The following is a 15,199-nucleotide window of genomic DNA, read 5'->3' as shown; positions in this document are numbered from 1 at the left end:
CGTATCGCGACGGTAAAAAACACCCTTTTCGGAAGGGCATGGCTACAACTGTTTTATTTTATCAAAAACACCATCTCCCAACAATCATCTAATGTTTGACGATAATGAGCCATTTGATAGTCCGTCCGCAATAAATAAAGCCGTGTCAGCACCCCCGTCCCAACCCCATATAGAATGGGGAAAGTGCCTTCATTCATGGCTGTCTTGTCCCCCTTATCGGTTTCTTTCCGTCTATGTACACCGGAATGTAATCGACTAGCGCCCAAATAAACGTACAGCATGCGCTAAGGGAGACCGTATCTAAAAAAGAATAAGATCCAATGATATACGAAAACGAAATTTTTTGCGAAATAATAGAATACAACATTTCCCCTTGGCAGCTGCCAATGACTAAACATAGTAAGCGCGATTGAATATTTTCGTAAAATAAAAAGCATAGAATGACTAATAGGATTGCCAGCATCCATCTATGGTCCATCCATATCCATACCGGATCAAAGAAAACGAGCAGTTGAAAGGATGTGTAAGCAAAAGCAATCGTCAATACAGCTATCGCCATATAGACAAGTTTTCGCCGGGATTGCTTTGCGGCGTAATAGCAAGACAAGAAAAAAAGAAACAGAAAAGAAAGCGTTATTTGGAAGCCGCCTATATTTAACGAAACAGAAGAAAAAATAATCGTGATGAGAGCGGCTGCTGCCACCATCGTCCGCCAAGCTGTTTTTTTCATAAAAAAAGTGGCAATCACCCATACTATCCAAAAAAATGAATAAAAATAAATGCCATCCATATTTTCCACCCCTTATTATGTTCATTATTTCATCTTTTATGAACATTCATTCGTGCATAAGCAAAACAAAAAATAGTCATAGTAAGAATGATATCTATTAAAAGAAAGGAGCGAAATTCATTGGGTAGAGACCGGCAAGAAAAAAAGCTAAAACAATCGAGACGCGTCGAATCAGACCGTGATCAATCCCTCGAATACAAAGGCGCGACAAGACTGGAAGACCCGGAATCAGCCAGAGAAAGAAATAAACACTAAGGAAAACGGAGACGGCGCATCTATTTACGACACGTGCTGGGGGAATCGGAAAGATAGTATGAAAAAAGCTGACTCAATGATTACAATGAGTCAGCTTTTAAAGTATGGAAAAAGCCGAACATCAAGAGCTTTTTATCATGTATTTGGCGTTCACCTCCCTTCATCGCAGCAAGGGGGTGAACCCAGATCAACTTCATCGATAAATCTTGCTCTGTACTTCTATTTTCCATCCATCACTGTTTTTGTTCCTCAAGGCAAAATACATGAGGGAGAATTAAGGAATTTTCCTTTATTTTTCAAGCATTCGTCCGAAAGGTTTATAAATGTAGTCGATCATCTGCGTCGGACCCGGAAGATCGGGATTCCATATTAACACCATCGCAAGAATCGTTCCTAAACTCAGCAACGCAACAAAAGCAACTTTTTCTTTTTTCTGTGTCTGATGGATTCGCGGCCACTCGTATAGAAAGATAAGCGCAACTAGGACAAAAGTGCCTAGTATAGAACCAGTTTTCATTATTTTTTCACCTCTTGTTCAGGCAATCCTTGCGGAGCGGTATCTATGCCCGGCCTGCGGACGTATGCCTTCGTCTTTACGACTACTTCCACGGTAGGAAAGATCTCTTCCCAACGATTCTTTACCCGGTTCCATTCTCTTGGATATTTCCGGTGGAAAATCTCGGCAAATCCAAAAATATCGGCCTTCATCTCTTTTTGTACTTTTTTCAATGCGTCTCTAATACGCTTATTCATCTGATTTTCTAATTCTTTTTCGACCATTTTCGCATACTTAGGATTTAGCAAGTCCAATTTTGTTCCGTTTAATATGATATCGTCTTCTGTAGTCGCTTTCACGATCATCTTCCATTTACCTTTCTCATATTTAGGGACGAATTCCGTATGCGCTCTTATCATTGTAGCGGTGATATTTCCCTTTTCTCCTTTAAGCGAAACCGTGATATTCGCACGTTTGATCTCATTTCTGAGCCAAAGCACGCCCCGAGTCAACTTATCATCAATGTCCCCGATCATTTTATCTTTCTTAAAAATGGCGGTACGTTGGGTAAACGCAATGGTTTGCAGCTCTTTTGCCCCTTTTTCCCGCGGTAAAATCTTCACCATGGGAAGAGCCGCTGCACCGGTATCGCCGCTTAGCATTTGCAGAGCATCTTTTATCGTTACTCGCAATAAAAGTTGTGATTCTGACAATTCCCGCAGCACTTCTGATGAGCTTTGTTCGATCGGGGGGATCAATTCAAGCACACTTTTCGCAGTTCCTTTACTCACTAATACATTGGAACGAAGGCGAGCTTGCGGATTGCGGCTCAGAAAGTCCAGATGCTGGCGAATCCCTGCTCTTGCCGCTCTCTCCCCGAACACGATTACCTTGGTGTGTCCCCAGAAGACACGGCGAGGAAGCTTTTCTTGCAGGTTCGAGATTGCGTCAGCCACGGTGGCTCCCGTTCCCGATCTTACTATTTTCCCTCCCCCGCCACCGCCCCCATCGCCACCGCCGCCACCCAGCATCTGGCCTCCACCGGCTGCTTTCGGGGCAATGAGTTCTACTGTAATCATGATTTTCCCGTCTTTTTTTTGATCAATTCCTAATCCTACGATTAGCGCCAAATCGTTTACTTCCTTTCGGTCCCAACATCCGCTTAGCAAAATAAGATTCACGCAAACCAAAAGAATTTTTGCTACCCTTTGTAAGATGCCCATTCTTGTTTATCTCCTTTTTACCCCTTGTTTCGTTGCTGTCCTTATCCTTGTTGTGTTAACTTTTGGTTGTTTGCTCTTTTGCGCCATTTTGCGACAAATAGGAGAAGGAGAGGAATTCCTACTTGAATCGAAATCCGATAAAACGGGGAAGTGCTTCCTAGATAATGGGTCAATTCCATTAAACTCGGCGCTGACCAGACGGCAAATAACAGAATTAAAAATCCCATAGGAAAAATGATCGGGCGATAATCTTCCAAATTCATCCATTGCGCCGTTCCCAACACTAAAGCGTAATAAAAGACAGCAACCTTCATAAAGATCCCTGCTACCCAAAGGGCCATTACGATGGCTTCAATGTGTTCTAAAAAGTCCGCGATACTAATATAGCGGACGGCGCTAAACGCGGGATAGGTAAAACGGTCCGTGATTCCTCCCAAGACGAAAAGGACGGCAATGTTGACTAAAGATAAGGTCAACATGACCGCGGCAACCGAGATCATGCCCCATCTTTTTCCTTTGTTGCGATCGGCTACGTAAGGAAGCAGAAAAGCGATAAGAAGGAATTCACTAAACCAACCTTGCGGGATTATCGAGCCCTTCAACGAGGGCATTATCCCCTTTTCCATGATTGGAAACATATTCGCTACTTCCATATCCCGGATCAAAAGGATAATATTGATCACTATCAGAATAATCACAATAGGCACGATCATTTGCGCAAGCCTGCCTATCACTTCCACACCGCTGCGGACGGCAAAAGAGCACGCCAGGACCATGCTTCCCATCACAACAACCAACGGGGTATAGAAAAGAAAATTACCTACAACAAATTCGCCATACTCTCGGATAATAATTCCATTTGCATACAAATAGTAAAATAAAAAGATCAACCCAATCACTTTCCCCAGAAACTTGCCAAGAATATCTTCGCTGTACTCGATGATGGTTTTTTCTGGATATAGCTCATGTAACCGTACAGTAATATAAACCGTCAAAAAACCGATGAGAGAAGCCCAAAGAGGAGAGAGCCACATATCCTGCTTTGCGTGCCGGGCGGTGATTGCAGGGACTAAGAGAATGGCTGTTGCGATAATCGTAGGATACATCATCATCCCCATTTGTGCGGCAGATATTTTTCCTTTCTCGATCATGATCATGATCCTCCTTGGTCTTTACTCGTCTTGTCATCTCCGTAATCAGGACCCGGTTTCTGATTCGGACCTTGACGTTGAATATTCTTATGGTCTCCCGTTAAGCGGGGGCGCGTATTGAACTTCCACCAAGGTGCGCGCATCAACACATCTTTTATTTCACGGCCTTGCATTGGAGCCATAGGAGATAAATAGGGAACGCCGAAAGAACGCAGCGTCGCCATATGAGTAACAATCATGAGCAGCCCAAGCATAATCCCGAGAAGCCCCAGCGTCCCTGCCAAAAAGATCATGGGAAAGCGCAGCATCCTTAATGCGATCCCAGCTGTATAGCGAGGGATGGTAAAAGAGGCAATTCCCGTCAAGGCAACTACCATGATCAGAGGTGCAGAAGCAAGACCTGCTTGGATCGCAGCTTGCCCAATCACCAGCGCACCAACGATACTAACCGCAGCACCCGCTTGTCTAGGAAGCCTCAATCCCGCTTCACGCAGGGCCTCAAATACAATTTCCATGAGCAACGCTTCAACCAGTGCCGGAAAGGGAATCTGCTCCCGAGAAGCAGCGATGGTGACCAAAAGCGTAGTAGGAAGCATTTCCTGATGAAAGGTAAGGATCGCCACATACAACGAGGGCAGTAAAAGAGATACCAAGAGAAATGCGTAGCGCAACCAGCGGGTTGCCGTGCTGATTAAGGATCGTTCGTAGTAATCTTCACTTGATTGCAGCAAGGAATAAAAAGAAACCGGTACAACCAAAACGAAAGGAGTGCCATCTTGAAGAATTGCTACTCGTCCTTCAAGCAAACTCGCCGCCACAACATCAGGCCGTTCGGTATTCAAGATTTGTGGAAACGGGGAATAAGGATTGTCCTCAATTAACTCTTCAATATAGCTGGTTTCCAAAATCCCGTCTAACTTGATCCGGTTAAGCCGGGCCTCTACTTCTTGGATTAACGTTTGCTCGGCAATTCCTTCAATATAAGAGATGACTACTTCGGTCTGGGTGTATTCCCCAATTTTTATTGATTTTGCTTTCAGCTGCGGACTTCTTATTTTTCTGCGCAATAAAGAAAGGTTAGTCCCTAATGATTCGGTGAAGCCCTCCCGCGGTCCCCTTACCACGGATTCCCCTCCCGGTTCTTCGATGGAACGCTTTTCTGGATTTGACAACCCTAAAGCAAATCCTTCGCTTTGTTGATCGATAAGCAAGACCGGGTTTCCACCAGAGATCTGTTCAATGCACTCTGTCGTCGTTTGTACTCTCTTTACCTTGGAAACGGTCAATTTTTGTTCTAGTATATCATTGACATGAATGAACTGATCGGTATTCTCCTTGGCATGATTTTCTTTCATCAAAGGGGTGAGCACGCCCGCATCGATTTCTTCGATGTTAGCTAAACCGTCGATATAGATAAGAGCAGCCTTTGTTTTTCCACCAATTTGAAATTGGCGAAAAACGACATCCATACAATTTTTATAGATATTTTGCAGCTCTTGTAGATTTTGATCTAAGTCGGTAGAAAGAAAGGCCTGTTGTTGCTGATTTTGATTTTGCTTTTTCTGGTTCTTTGCCATTTGTCGTTTTTTCTTGCTTTGTTTAAAAAAAAACATGCAATTTCCCTTCTTTCTAACGATCGACGTTCTCAACCTTTATTTTTATTTTTTCCATTTTAAAATGCGATAATCCCTTTTCTGGCAATAAAGTTATGCTAACGCATAATCTCATTTCTGAGAAAAACTGAATTCCAAAGGGGATGGGAAGCATAGCCGATAAGTGATGGATGCCCATCAACCATTCGAATTTTTCCGTTTTTTATGGATAGTGAAGCCGTCTTTCGCCCATTTCGTGCTTGAAGTATTTCTTTTAGAGATAACGGGTGGGAAATGTTCAATGAAAAACCCCTTCATCCCGTGATTTTCGTCATCGGGATGAAGGGGTGAATTTATCGACAACTATATACTTTCGTGTCAAAACCTCTTTCTGTCAACCAATGATGCGTATCACCGCGAATGACAAGCGGCACACCCTGCAGCCCGGCGATCGTCTTTGCCCCCAGCGCTCCCATAATCAATGTTAAATCGTGATGAAGCTCCTCGATATAGGCGACTAGCCCTTCCACCCCTTGTTCAACAAGCGTCCGCAACAACGGACCCGCCATTCCTACCGCCGATGCCCCCAGCGCGATCGCTTTCGCAGCATCCAGCGCTGTGCGAACACCGCCGCTGCCGATCACCGCTAAGGAAGGAGCGGTTTGGACTACCTCGACGATCGACGCTGCCGTTGGAATTCCCCAATTATTAAAATGCGTTATGATGCTGGAACGGCGTTTATTTTCAATACGGGCAAAATTGGTGCCGCCAAAGCCGCCAACGTCGACGATTTTCACGCCCACTTCTTTTAAACGCAAAGCGGTTTCCCTGCTCATGCCAAATCCTACTTCTTTTACGATAACCGGGACTTGGACGGTTTGAACAATTTGTTCGATACGAAGCAGCGCCCCGGTAAAATCGCGATCCCCTTCCGGCATGACAAGCTCCTGCACCGCATTTAAATGAATTTGCAGGCCATCCGCCTCAATCATATCGACGGCGCGCTTCGCATCCTCCACGCTCACTTCGCTGCCAACGTTTGCGAAAATAATGCCGTTTTGGTTCACCTTTCGTACGACCGTAAACGTTTCCCGCTCTGCATCATCTTTTAACGCCGCCGTCTGCGAACCAACCGCCATCGCAATTTGGACATGCTTTGCCGCTTCTGCTAATCCTTTGTTAATTTCTAACGTCTTTTTCCCTCCGCCGCCGGTCATGGCATTGATAAAGAAAGGCGAACTTAACGAAAGTTCGCCTAAAGTAGTATGCAAGTGAATATCGTTCATGCGTACATCAGGTAAACTTTGATGAACAAACGTAATGTCATCAAATCCGCTTTCACCTTGGTCGGCAGTAGAAAGCGCATGCTGAATATGTTCTATCTTTCGCTTTGCTCTATCCATTGCCTCATCCTCGTTATTTTAATTTTTTTAGCTGTTCCCCAAGGACTTCGCCAATTTGAAAACCACTTACTTCATTGGACGGTTTTGTATATTGGCTATAGTCTTCTTCGGAGGCTGTTTCTTCCTCGATCAGCTCGCGTATACTTAACGAAATGCGGCGTTCCGCTTCATTTACATCGAGCACTTTCGCTCTGACTTCTTCCCCTTCTTTTAGCACTTCATGCGGCGTTCCGATTCGTTTATTAGCGATTTGGGAAATATGGACAAGGCCTTCCACGCCTGGGAAAATTTCAATAAACGCGCCAAACGGCACAATCCGTTTTACCTTGCCAGTGACAATATCGCCAGGGGCGATTTTTTCCGCAATTCCTTCCCAAGGGCTCGGTATTGCTTCTTTTATCGAAAGGGAGACGCGGCCATTTTCTTCATCAACCGCAAGCACTTTTACTTTGACGGTTTCTCCCTCTTTTACAACCTCAGACGGATGGGCGACACGGGTATGGGAAAGCTGCGAAATATGTACAAGACCATCAAAGCCGCCAACATCGACAAACACACCAAAATCGGTGATGCGGCGTACGACTCCCTCAAGCACCTGCCCCGGTTGTAAACGGTTCAGCGCCTCCTTCCGTTGACGTTGCTGTTCTTCTTCGACAACGGCACGATGCGATAAAATGACGCGGTTTTTTTCGCGATCCAGCTCGACTACTTTCACGGCAAGCGCCTTTCCTTTATAATCAGAAAAATCCTCGACATAATGGGGTTCAACAAGGGAGGCAGGGATGAAGCCGCGCACTCCTATATCCGCTACAAGCCCGCCTTTGACAATATCTTTTACTACCGCCTCAAACGTTTCGCCGCTGGCAAATTTTCTCTCCAGCTCTTCCCAGGCACGGTCTGCATCTACCGCTTTTTTCGATAAAATCAGCAAATCCTCTTCTCCCTCTTTGCCTTCCTCTACTTTTTTCACTTTCGCTGTCACTTCGTCCCCGACGGAAACAGCGTCGCTTGTTTTTTCAATATGCAAGTTGGATAATTCACTAATCGGGATAATCCCGCTTTGTTTGCTGTCTTCAATATCGACAAGTACCTGCTTGTCTTCTAGTTTCACCACTTTTCCTCGAACGATATCACCTACTTTATAGACGTTTACCTGCAAATTCATATCCTCTGCCATCGTTAACCCTCCTCCATCAACTGACGATCCTATAAAAAGCGTGCCTTCTTTCATCAACGCCGCACCATCGAAAAACGTTGACGATAACGGACGATAGGAACGCTTTTCTATTTAGTATACCATATTTTCTCAATATACATGTAATCGAATGCTTAACGATGTTGATCTAGCAGTGCCTGAATATGCTGCATAATATAATCTGTCGCTTCTTCCGGAGACGCTTTTCGTTCGCGCAGCGGTGCCATATCAATCGGTGCCCCGTAAACCACCTTCAGCGGCACAAATGCTCGGTACGGACCAATAATGGCGCAAGGAACAATGGCGGCGCTTGTCCGGAGCGCAAAAAAACCGACGCCGGGCAGCCCTTTCTTTAACTTTCCATCTTTGCTTCTTGTTCCCTCAGGAAAAATGCCCAACACTTGCCCTTGTTTTAGCACTTCCAACCCGGTTCGCAACGCTTGGCGGTCGCTCATTCCCCGCTTGACTGGAAACGCGTGCAAATGGTTGATCAAGTTTTTTAAAATGGGAACGCGAAACAATTCTTCTTTTGCCATAAAATGAATCGGCCTTGGCGCGGTAATGCCGAGGATCGGCGGATCGAGATTGCTAATATGGTTTGCGCAAAGAAGCACTCCACCGTCTTTTGGAAACTGTTCCACCCCTATTACTTTGATGCGGTAAAGCGGGGTTAAAATCCCTTTTACAACTCCCTTGGCAAACGAATAAAAGTCCAACGTCATTCAATCCTTTCGTTTACGATTTCCATAATGCGTTCAACAACTTCTTCGATGGATAATGATGTAGTATCGATTTCGATCGCATCTTCCGCCTTCTTAAGCGGCGCTACTTCCCGTTCGGAATCGAGCTGGTCGCGGCGGGCAATTTCTTTTTTCAACGTTTCTAAATCGGATGGAAACCCTCGCGCAATGTTCTCTTTGTGTCGGCGTCTTGCCCTCTCTTCTACGGAGGCTTTTAAAAACACTTTTACTTCCGCATTCGGAAGGACGTGTGTACCAATATCACGTCCATCCATGACGACGCCGCCATTTTTGGCCAGCGCACGTTGACGCGCTACCATCTCTTCCCGGACTAGCGGATGTTTGGCGACTAATGACACCGCATTGGTTACTTCTTTGCTGCGGATTACGTTTGTAACGTCCTCTCCATTGACCAGCACAAGCTGTCCTTCATGCGACGGCCTTAATTCAATATATGTATCTTTTAATAACGAAATTAACGCTTGTTCGTCGTCAAGCGAGATTCCTTGCTGCAGCGCCCGATATGTGAGCGCCCGGTACATCGCGCCCGTGTCAATATAAATATAAGAGAGCCGCTTGGCGATCATTTTCGCCACCGTGCTTTTCCCTGCTGCCGCCGGTCCGTCAATAGCAATATTGATTCTTTTTCCCATAACTCCTGGTTACTAAAATCTATAAAAACCGACACATCGCGATGGAACCAGCAAAACTGCCTGCCGCTCAGGAAACACCTGAGTTCCATCGGGAAGGGAATCCCCTTGTCATTCACCTATTTATTGTGAAAGACACCCCGTGGCTCGCTGTCAGCGACGGCGCCTGTCGCGCACCATTCCTTCCATCGGTCCGTACACGACAACGATTTTAGTAACCAGGGTTACACCTCCTTCAGTTGAATTTGATACTGGCTCAGCCAGCAGAATTTGTGCAATATAGTCCATAATGACCATTCATGCTCTTGTTTGAAATTCTCGATTTTGCGTAACATCATCGCGATATATTGGCGTTGTTTCGTTCCGCTTTTTGATTACTTGTAGAGGATTCTTCCATTGACCCTAACACGGCAATCAAATGGCGCTTCACTTTCGTTTTTATGATGTGAATGAGTTCTTTTGGCAATCGTTCCTGATACCCTAATCCCCGTCTGCCAATCACCAAAGCGGAGTTTTCATGGACGGATAACCCATACTTTTTCCTATATTTGAAACGTCCGATGACACTATTTTATAAAGTTTAACAAACTGCTTATACCTCCTGCTCACTTAATATTTTTATCAAAGAAAAAAGCAGGAAACCCCTGCATGCTTCGATGTCATTTTATCATATAGACCGTCAACGGTCGACGGTTGTTTCGATCGTTTTTGTTTTTTCCTGCTTGCTAACCCCTTCATATTCATAAACTTTTCCCAAATAAAGATGAAGCGGAGTATATAAAATAAGCCATTGCGCTATGATTAAAAAAATAAATTGAATAATGACAAGCTTCCATAAAAGGGATTCAAAGCGTTTCATTGCGATATCGGCCTGCCTTTCATTTTTTATAGGCCATTATTCCACGCTTTCCTCCCATTTATTCACTATGTTCTCTGCCTTTTTTGCTTCTAATTGCCGTTCAAAACTATAGCGAATTAATCGCACGCGGTCCTGGGGAGCTACGTCTAAAAATTGCAGCGATGCTTTATAGACGCCATTTGCACCTTGAAATATACGGATAATTTTTGCCTTTAATTTTAAATAGTGATATTCGCCTGACCTCATTGCGAGCACTAGCCATGTTTCGACAACCATTCCAGGGAGCAGCTGCTGATGGTATGACGGCGGCAATACGACCGCCGCTCCGCCAGCACTAATATCGGTCGTCATCGTCGCAAATGGCGCAAACTCCTGATGAAACGGGTGAATCGCCACATCGGCATTGACTTTTACTCTCACATAGCGGCGGCGCTGAATGCGCACGAGTTTGTCTGCGCTAGGATAAGCAAGGACGATCATCGGCACCGGCCGCCGCAGCTTTCCGGTCACTTCTGTCTCAAATAAATAAAGGCAGCCATCTTGCCCGACAAAACTTGCTTTCAATCGCATTCCGTTCAGGAAAAACACCGTTTTCCCTGCCTTTTCATCAACCGGATAACCTATGTGGATATGGTGATCTCCTATTTCCATTACTTTTCCTTTATATTTTTCTTTCCCGCCATCCAATGGCTCTAACGTTAACATGTCCCCTATTTTCAACATGGTCTCTCCCTTTCGTTTTCCCCTTAATATTTTTATTAAAACAAAAAGGAAAAGCTTTCATCAAGCTTTTCCCTAAACAATGACCTTAACTATAACTTGGTTCTGTGCTTTGCAGTCTTTCCACTTGTTCCTCCATTCCACTGTTTGCGTTAATAAAAATTTGATAGGTGTCTTCTCCGAGCGTCCCTAAAAATTCATAGCAGAGCACTGGTTCGTTCATGTCGTTCATAATGACGGCCTGGCGCTGTTCCATAATCTTTAAATTCGGATTGATTTTTTTCTTTGCTTGTTCCACCGTCAATTTCGGTTTCGGGAGCGGACGCTGGATGGAAGAAGACAAATAATCACGCGCAGAAAAGCCGACAATCGTTCCATTGTCAAGAGCTACTTTCATTTTAATTGCTTCCGGATAGATGCGAATTCCGTTTTCATTTGTCACAAATGTTAATACCGCAACGTTATCATATTGGGTGCTGTCATAAAGCTCCAAGTTTTTAAACTGATGTTGCTGCAAAAACTTCATTCCTCTATTTGCCGCTTCATGTAAACTAATCGCTTGTTTGACAATTGGACGGCTATTGATCACCCAAATTGGGTAACCGCCTTTTGCTGTAATATCCATATAAATATCGCCTTTTGTTTTCGGATCATGAATCGTCAGACTGTAAAAGCGCTCATCTGCTCCTTTTCCGCTCGCCGTTACTTTAATGCTTTCCGTACCCTTTAACCCAAGAAAAGAACGGGCTATGCGCTTTGCTTCATGTTTGGAAATCGATTTTCCTTTTGCGCGGACAAAGCCTTTTTCCGTATTTTCGAGGCCAATAAAAGTCGGTCCAAATTCAGACGACTTCGAGAAGGTATCTACATTTTTTTCTACTGCTTTAAACCCGTCAATAATGACGTTATCTCCGGAACGATCGTTAGTTGCGAGCGCCAATTCGACATCCATCCAGCGCAAGTTATTTTTTAAAACTAAATGCTGGACGTTGCGCAGTTCTTGCTGAATGGTTGCCGCATTTTTATATAGTGCTTGCAGCGTACGGTATTCTTCTTTCGTAAGCGGCTCTTTTTCTAGATCGCGAATCGCTGTCCGGTAGCTGAACTCCCCTATTTTAGCGAGAAACTCCTGTGTTTTGTTAAACGGTAGCAGGGAAAGCGGCAGCTGCCCGACATCGGAGTGGGCTTCCGCAGCAATTTTCCATACTTCCGCTAAAGCTGGAGACAAGGAAGTGGAAGAATTCATGGCAAGCGTGTTTCCGATTTTATCATGCAGCAAATCGATTTGGTACGTTAAGTCATGGAAAGCACGCTGATAGTTATTTTCCGCATGAATTAAGATGGCATTTTTCTCCTGATGCTCCCGGTATCCCCAATACGCTGTTCCTACCACAGCAAGTGACAGTGCGCCGATTAATAAATTCCGTATCATTTCACTCACCTCCTGCATTATTTACAAAAGATATGTTTACCAATTCTTTTAATTTGCGGTCGGTTCCAAATCCATGAACTCGTTGCGGTGGCCGGGTTGAAATAATAAATGGCTCCATCGGTAGGATCCCAGCCGTTAATCGCATCGAGTACCGCTTTTTTCGATGTTTCATCCGGCGTCAGCCAAATTTGTCCATCGGCTACCGCGGTAAATGCCCCAGGTTGAAAAATTACGCCCGCCACTGTATCCGGGAACGAAGGATGCTCAAGACGGTTTAAAATGACGGCCGCCACCGCGACTTTACCGATATAAGGCTCCCCGCGCGCCTCCCCATGTACCGCGTTTGCCATCAGTTGAATATCGTTTTGCGAAAAACCTTTTGGCACATTGGCTGCTGTCGCTTTTACCGATCTGTTTCCGTCGCCGCCTCTATTATTTTTCTTTACTTGCTGGCTTAACGGCTTGCCTCCATAATGGGTAAACTCATTTCCTTTGCGAATTTGCTCCTTCACAAATTGCTCATGATATTTCGATACCTTTACTAGTTTTGCTTTTGTGCTATTACCGACGAGGCCATCCACTGGAAGCCCATATTCATATTGAAAATTGCGCACCGCCCAGTACGTTCTCCAGCCGAAAACGCCGTCAATTTTTCCATTGTAAAATCCGATATACTGCAGCCGCGCCTGCAATTCGATGACGTCATCCCCAACTGCCCCGCGCTGAATCACCTGGTTCGAAAATGCTTTTGCCTCTTCAGCCGGTTTCATACAAATAAACAGACAAGCAATAAGAATACTAAACCATAGATATCTCTGCATTTTACTAACCATGCGCAAACCCTCCCGTATTGCAACTATTGTTTTATCCCTATTTTCTTTCGAATTTGCCTTTTTATGCAAAAAAAGCAAAAAGCCAAGCTTATTATGCTTGACTTTTTGCAGAAAAAATTTTTTCGTAACCATGTAATGCTTTTGCCTGTTTTATCTTGCGAAGCGCAAACCACCATAATAACAACATGAAGGGAACCATGTAATAACTCCATTTCTCCTGCGTTAACAAAATGAAATCGTACATTCCGTGCAGAAGAAAGGACAACAAAAACGCCAAAAATAAGTAACGCCGTTTCTTTCTCGTAAATTTTGCTTTGCCAAAATAAAAACCCATGATGACTGCAAATAAAGCGTGGCTGGAAACCGGCAAAAGCGCCCTTGTCACAGCAAACTCCACACCGTTCGCCAATAAATACAAAATATTTTCCATCGTCGCAAACCCGAGCGACACACTGGCGCTATACACAATGCCGTCGTACGGCTCGTCAAATTCATAATGGTCATAAACAAAAAAATAAACGATAAACCACTTGACGAACTCCTCCAACAATCCTGACAAAAAAAAGGCGCGGGCGACTTTAGAAGTCGCCATTCCTTCAGCATGAAACACATATTGAATAAACATAATCGGAAACACCAGCAGCGCTCCGATGATAAATATTCGCAATACAAAAGATAACGGTTCTGTTTCGTATTCATCTTTCAAATAAAAATAGCTAAGCAGTGCAATTCCTGGAGCAACGCCAGCGGAAATTAATGTGAACATACAAATCCCCGTTTCCATTCGTTTTCTTTATGGTAACATGAGAATGGAATATTTGAAAATGACCTTCTTCTATTATTGCATCATCGAACTTTCGAATGGAGGGAAAATAATGAAAAAAATCTTAATTATTCATACAGGCGGCACCATTTCCATGAAAGAGGATGAAGAAACAGGAGCCGTACGTCCTGATGAAACACATCCGTTGCATGATGTGGCGCCGCCATTGGCAAGCCTTGCCGATATTTATGTAGAAGAGCTGTTCCACTTGCCATCGCCGCATATGACGCCGCAGGAAATGCTGCAATTGCGCAATCGCATCGAAGAAAAAATTGCCAATGAACAAATAGAAGGCATTGTTGTTACACATGGAACAGACACCCTTGAAGAGACGGCATATTTTTTAGATTTAACCGCACGGACCGATGTGCCGATTGTCGTTACCGGCGCGATGCGCTCCAGCAATGAAATCGGCGCGGATGGGCTGTACAACTTAATTTCGTCAGTAAAAGTGGCGATAAGTAACGAAGCGCGCGGAAAAGGAGTATTGGTCGTACTCAATGACGAAATCCACACAGCTAAAAACGTGACGAAAACCCATACATCCAACATTGCGACATTCCAAAGCCCGCAGTACGGACCGATTGGAATCGTCACAAAGCGAGGGGTGTTTTTTCACCACGCGCCGACGAAACGCACGACATATCCGGTTCAAACGATATCGAAAAACGTGATTTTATTAAAAGCATATGCAGGTATGGATGAAGCAATTTTTCATGCCATTCAAACGCTTCCGCTTGATGGAGTTGTCATTGAAGCGTTAGGGCAGGGAAACCTGCCGCCGCGCGCCGCTAAAGGGGTGCGCTCTTTGCTTGACGCCGGCATTCCGGTCGTTCTTGTATCCCGCTGCTTTAACGGAATTGTACAAGATATCTACGGATATGAAGGAGGCGGAAAGCAGCTGAAAGAAATGGGCGTCATTTTTTCCAACGGGCTAAACGGGCAAAAAGCACGCATCAAACTGCTTGTCGCCCTAGAAATCACAAACAACCCGCAAAAACTGCAAGAAATGTTTATGGAATAATCAAGGGAGGCTG

Annotated in this window: 18 protein-coding genes; 2 read left to right on the top strand and 16 right to left on the bottom strand. The window is 44.6% G+C overall.

Annotated features, from left to right (window positions below):
- Positions 1-53 precede the first annotated feature (53 nt).
- Entirely contained in the window at positions 54-197 is a 144-nt protein-coding gene (locus BV455_RS15730) for a hypothetical protein (RefSeq protein WP_017436772.1), read from the bottom strand.
- On the bottom strand, positions 194-790 hold the full coding sequence (locus BV455_RS15725) for a YphA family membrane protein (protein WP_042409805.1): 597 nt from the start codon (positions 788-790) through the stop codon (positions 194-196). Before BV455_RS15725 ends, BV455_RS15730 begins: the two co-directional genes overlap by 4 nt.
- A 120-nt stretch (positions 791-910) precedes the next feature.
- Here BV455_RS15725 and BV455_RS15720 point away from each other — a divergent pair, with 120 nt between their 5' ends.
- Positions 911-1,045: a YpzI family protein gene (locus BV455_RS15720; protein ID WP_071532948.1), complete on the top strand. Its 135-nt coding sequence runs from the start codon at positions 911-913 to the stop codon at positions 1,043-1,045.
- Positions 1,046-1,334: 289 nt separating this feature from the next.
- Here the strand turns inward: BV455_RS15720 and BV455_RS15715 are convergent, their stop codons facing one another.
- The 14 genes from BV455_RS15715 to prsW all read right to left on the bottom strand — a co-directional run bounded on the left by BV455_RS15715 (position 1,335) and on the right by prsW (position 14,105).
- On the bottom strand, positions 1,335-1,562 hold the full coding sequence (locus BV455_RS15715) for a hypothetical protein (RefSeq protein ID WP_042412302.1): 228 nt from the start codon (positions 1,560-1,562) through the stop codon (positions 1,335-1,337).
- A complete protein-coding gene (locus BV455_RS15710; RefSeq protein WP_218687387.1) occupies positions 1,562-2,764 on the bottom strand; it encodes a Ger(x)C family spore germination protein in 1,203 nt (400 codons plus the stop codon). Before BV455_RS15710 ends, BV455_RS15715 begins: the two co-directional genes overlap by 1 nt.
- 41 nt (positions 2,765-2,805) lie before the next feature.
- A complete protein-coding gene (locus BV455_RS15705; RefSeq protein ID WP_218687386.1) occupies positions 2,806-3,915 on the bottom strand; it encodes a GerAB/ArcD/ProY family transporter in 1,110 nt (369 codons plus the stop codon).
- 2 nt (positions 3,916-3,917) lie between these two features.
- The gene (locus BV455_RS15700) at positions 3,918-5,528 is read right to left on the bottom strand and encodes a spore germination protein (protein ID WP_081160937.1); all 1,611 of its coding nucleotides are present in this window, start codon (positions 5,526-5,528) and stop codon (positions 3,918-3,920) included.
- Between the two features lie 332 nt (positions 5,529-5,860).
- Positions 5,861-6,910, bottom strand: a complete 1,050-nt coding sequence (gene fni / locus BV455_RS15695) for a type 2 isopentenyl-diphosphate Delta-isomerase (protein WP_218687385.1) — start codon at positions 6,908-6,910, stop codon at positions 5,861-5,863.
- Between the two features lie 13 nt (positions 6,911-6,923).
- Positions 6,924-8,087: a 30S ribosomal protein S1 gene (rpsA, locus tag BV455_RS15690; RefSeq protein ID WP_081160942.1), complete on the bottom strand. Its 1,164-nt coding sequence runs from the start codon at positions 8,085-8,087 to the stop codon at positions 6,924-6,926.
- A gap of 152 nt (positions 8,088-8,239) precedes the next feature.
- A complete protein-coding gene (locus tag BV455_RS15685) occupies positions 8,240-8,827 on the bottom strand; it encodes a lysophospholipid acyltransferase family protein (protein ID WP_218687384.1) in 588 nt (195 codons plus the stop codon).
- On the bottom strand, positions 8,824-9,498 hold the full coding sequence (cmk, locus tag BV455_RS15680) for a (d)CMP kinase (protein ID WP_081160947.1): 675 nt from the start codon (positions 9,496-9,498) through the stop codon (positions 8,824-8,826). The genes BV455_RS15685 and cmk overlap by 4 nt, the downstream gene beginning before the upstream one ends.
- Before the next feature lie 331 nt (positions 9,499-9,829).
- The gene (locus BV455_RS20455) at positions 9,830-10,000 is read right to left on the bottom strand and encodes a hypothetical protein (protein WP_245005286.1); all 171 of its coding nucleotides are present in this window, start codon (positions 9,998-10,000) and stop codon (positions 9,830-9,832) included.
- A gap of 174 nt (positions 10,001-10,174) precedes the next feature.
- Positions 10,175-10,354, bottom strand: a complete 180-nt coding sequence (locus BV455_RS15670) for a YpfB family protein (protein ID WP_081162003.1) — start codon at positions 10,352-10,354, stop codon at positions 10,175-10,177.
- Between the two features lie 36 nt (positions 10,355-10,390).
- On the bottom strand, positions 10,391-11,077 hold the full coding sequence (locus BV455_RS15665) for a flagellar brake protein (protein ID WP_081162006.1): 687 nt from the start codon (positions 11,075-11,077) through the stop codon (positions 10,391-10,393).
- Positions 11,078-11,162: 85 nt separating this feature from the next.
- Positions 11,163-12,506, bottom strand: a complete 1,344-nt coding sequence (gene ypeB, locus BV455_RS15660) for a germination protein YpeB (RefSeq protein WP_218687383.1) — start codon at positions 12,504-12,506, stop codon at positions 11,163-11,165.
- Positions 12,507-12,523: 17 nt separating this feature from the next.
- The gene (sleB, locus tag BV455_RS15655) at positions 12,524-13,276 is read right to left on the bottom strand and encodes a spore cortex-lytic enzyme (protein ID WP_409993900.1); all 753 of its coding nucleotides are present in this window, start codon (positions 13,274-13,276) and stop codon (positions 12,524-12,526) included.
- Between the two features lie 154 nt (positions 13,277-13,430).
- A complete protein-coding gene (gene prsW / locus BV455_RS15650; RefSeq protein ID WP_017435359.1) occupies positions 13,431-14,105 on the bottom strand; it encodes a glutamic-type intramembrane protease PrsW in 675 nt (224 codons plus the stop codon).
- Between the two features lie 109 nt (positions 14,106-14,214).
- On the opposite strand from prsW, the gene BV455_RS15645 reads away from it, so the two are divergent.
- Complete coding sequence (locus BV455_RS15645) at positions 14,215-15,186, top strand: asparaginase (RefSeq protein ID WP_081162012.1); 972 nt, start codon at positions 14,215-14,217, stop codon at positions 15,184-15,186.
- Positions 15,187-15,199: the final 13 nt, after the last annotated feature.

This window comes from Parageobacillus caldoxylosilyticus, from assembly GCF_019272935.1.
GTDB classification, from domain to species: domain Bacteria; phylum Bacillota; class Bacilli; order Bacillales; family Anoxybacillaceae; genus Saccharococcus; species Saccharococcus caldoxylosilyticus.
Note: the sequence above shows the minus strand (reverse complement) of the source record. Positions and strands in the feature narration are given on the sequence as shown.

Coding starts and splice junctions, on each gene's coding strand:
- BV455_RS15730 (WP_017436772.1), bottom strand. CDS start 197: ATGAATGAAGGCACTTTCCCCATTCTATATGGGGTTGGGACGGGGGTG.
- BV455_RS15725 (WP_042409805.1), bottom strand. CDS start 790: ATGGATGGCATTTATTTTTATTCATTTTTTTGGATAGTATGGGTGATT.
- BV455_RS15715 (WP_042412302.1), bottom strand. CDS start 1,562: ATGAAAACTGGTTCTATACTAGGCACTTTTGTCCTAGTTGCGCTTATC.
- BV455_RS15710 (WP_218687387.1), bottom strand. CDS start 2,764: ATGGGCATCTTACAAAGGGTAGCAAAAATTCTTTTGGTTTGCGTGAAT.
- BV455_RS15705 (WP_218687386.1), bottom strand. CDS start 3,915: ATGATCGAGAAAGGAAAAATATCTGCCGCACAAATGGGGATGATGATG.
- BV455_RS15700 (WP_081160937.1), bottom strand. CDS start 5,528: ATGTTTTTTTTTAAACAAAGCAAGAAAAAACGACAAATGGCAAAGAAC.
- fni (WP_218687385.1), bottom strand. CDS start 6,910: ATGGATAGAGCAAAGCGAAAGATAGAACATATTCAGCATGCGCTTTCT.
- rpsA (WP_081160942.1), bottom strand. CDS start 8,087: ATGGCAGAGGATATGAATTTGCAGGTAAACGTCTATAAAGTAGGTGAT.
- BV455_RS15685 (WP_218687384.1), bottom strand. CDS start 8,827: ATGACGTTGGACTTTTATTCGTTTGCCAAGGGAGTTGTAAAAGGGATT.
- cmk (WP_081160947.1), bottom strand. CDS start 9,498: ATGGGAAAAAGAATCAATATTGCTATTGACGGACCGGCGGCAGCAGGG.
- BV455_RS15670 (WP_081162003.1), bottom strand. CDS start 10,354: ATGAAACGCTTTGAATCCCTTTTATGGAAGCTTGTCATTATTCAATTT.
- BV455_RS15665 (WP_081162006.1), bottom strand. CDS start 11,077: ATGTTGAAAATAGGGGACATGTTAACGTTAGAGCCATTGGATGGCGGG.
- ypeB (WP_218687383.1), bottom strand. CDS start 12,506: ATGATACGGAATTTATTAATCGGCGCACTGTCACTTGCTGTGGTAGGA.
- sleB (WP_409993900.1), bottom strand. CDS start 13,276: ATGAAACCGGCTGAAGAGGCAAAAGCATTTTCGAACCAGGTGATTCAG.
- prsW (WP_017435359.1), bottom strand. CDS start 14,105: ATGTTCACATTAATTTCCGCTGGCGTTGCTCCAGGAATTGCACTGCTT.
- BV455_RS15645 (WP_081162012.1), top strand. CDS start 14,215: ATGAAAAAAATCTTAATTATTCATACAGGCGGCACCATTTCCATGAAA.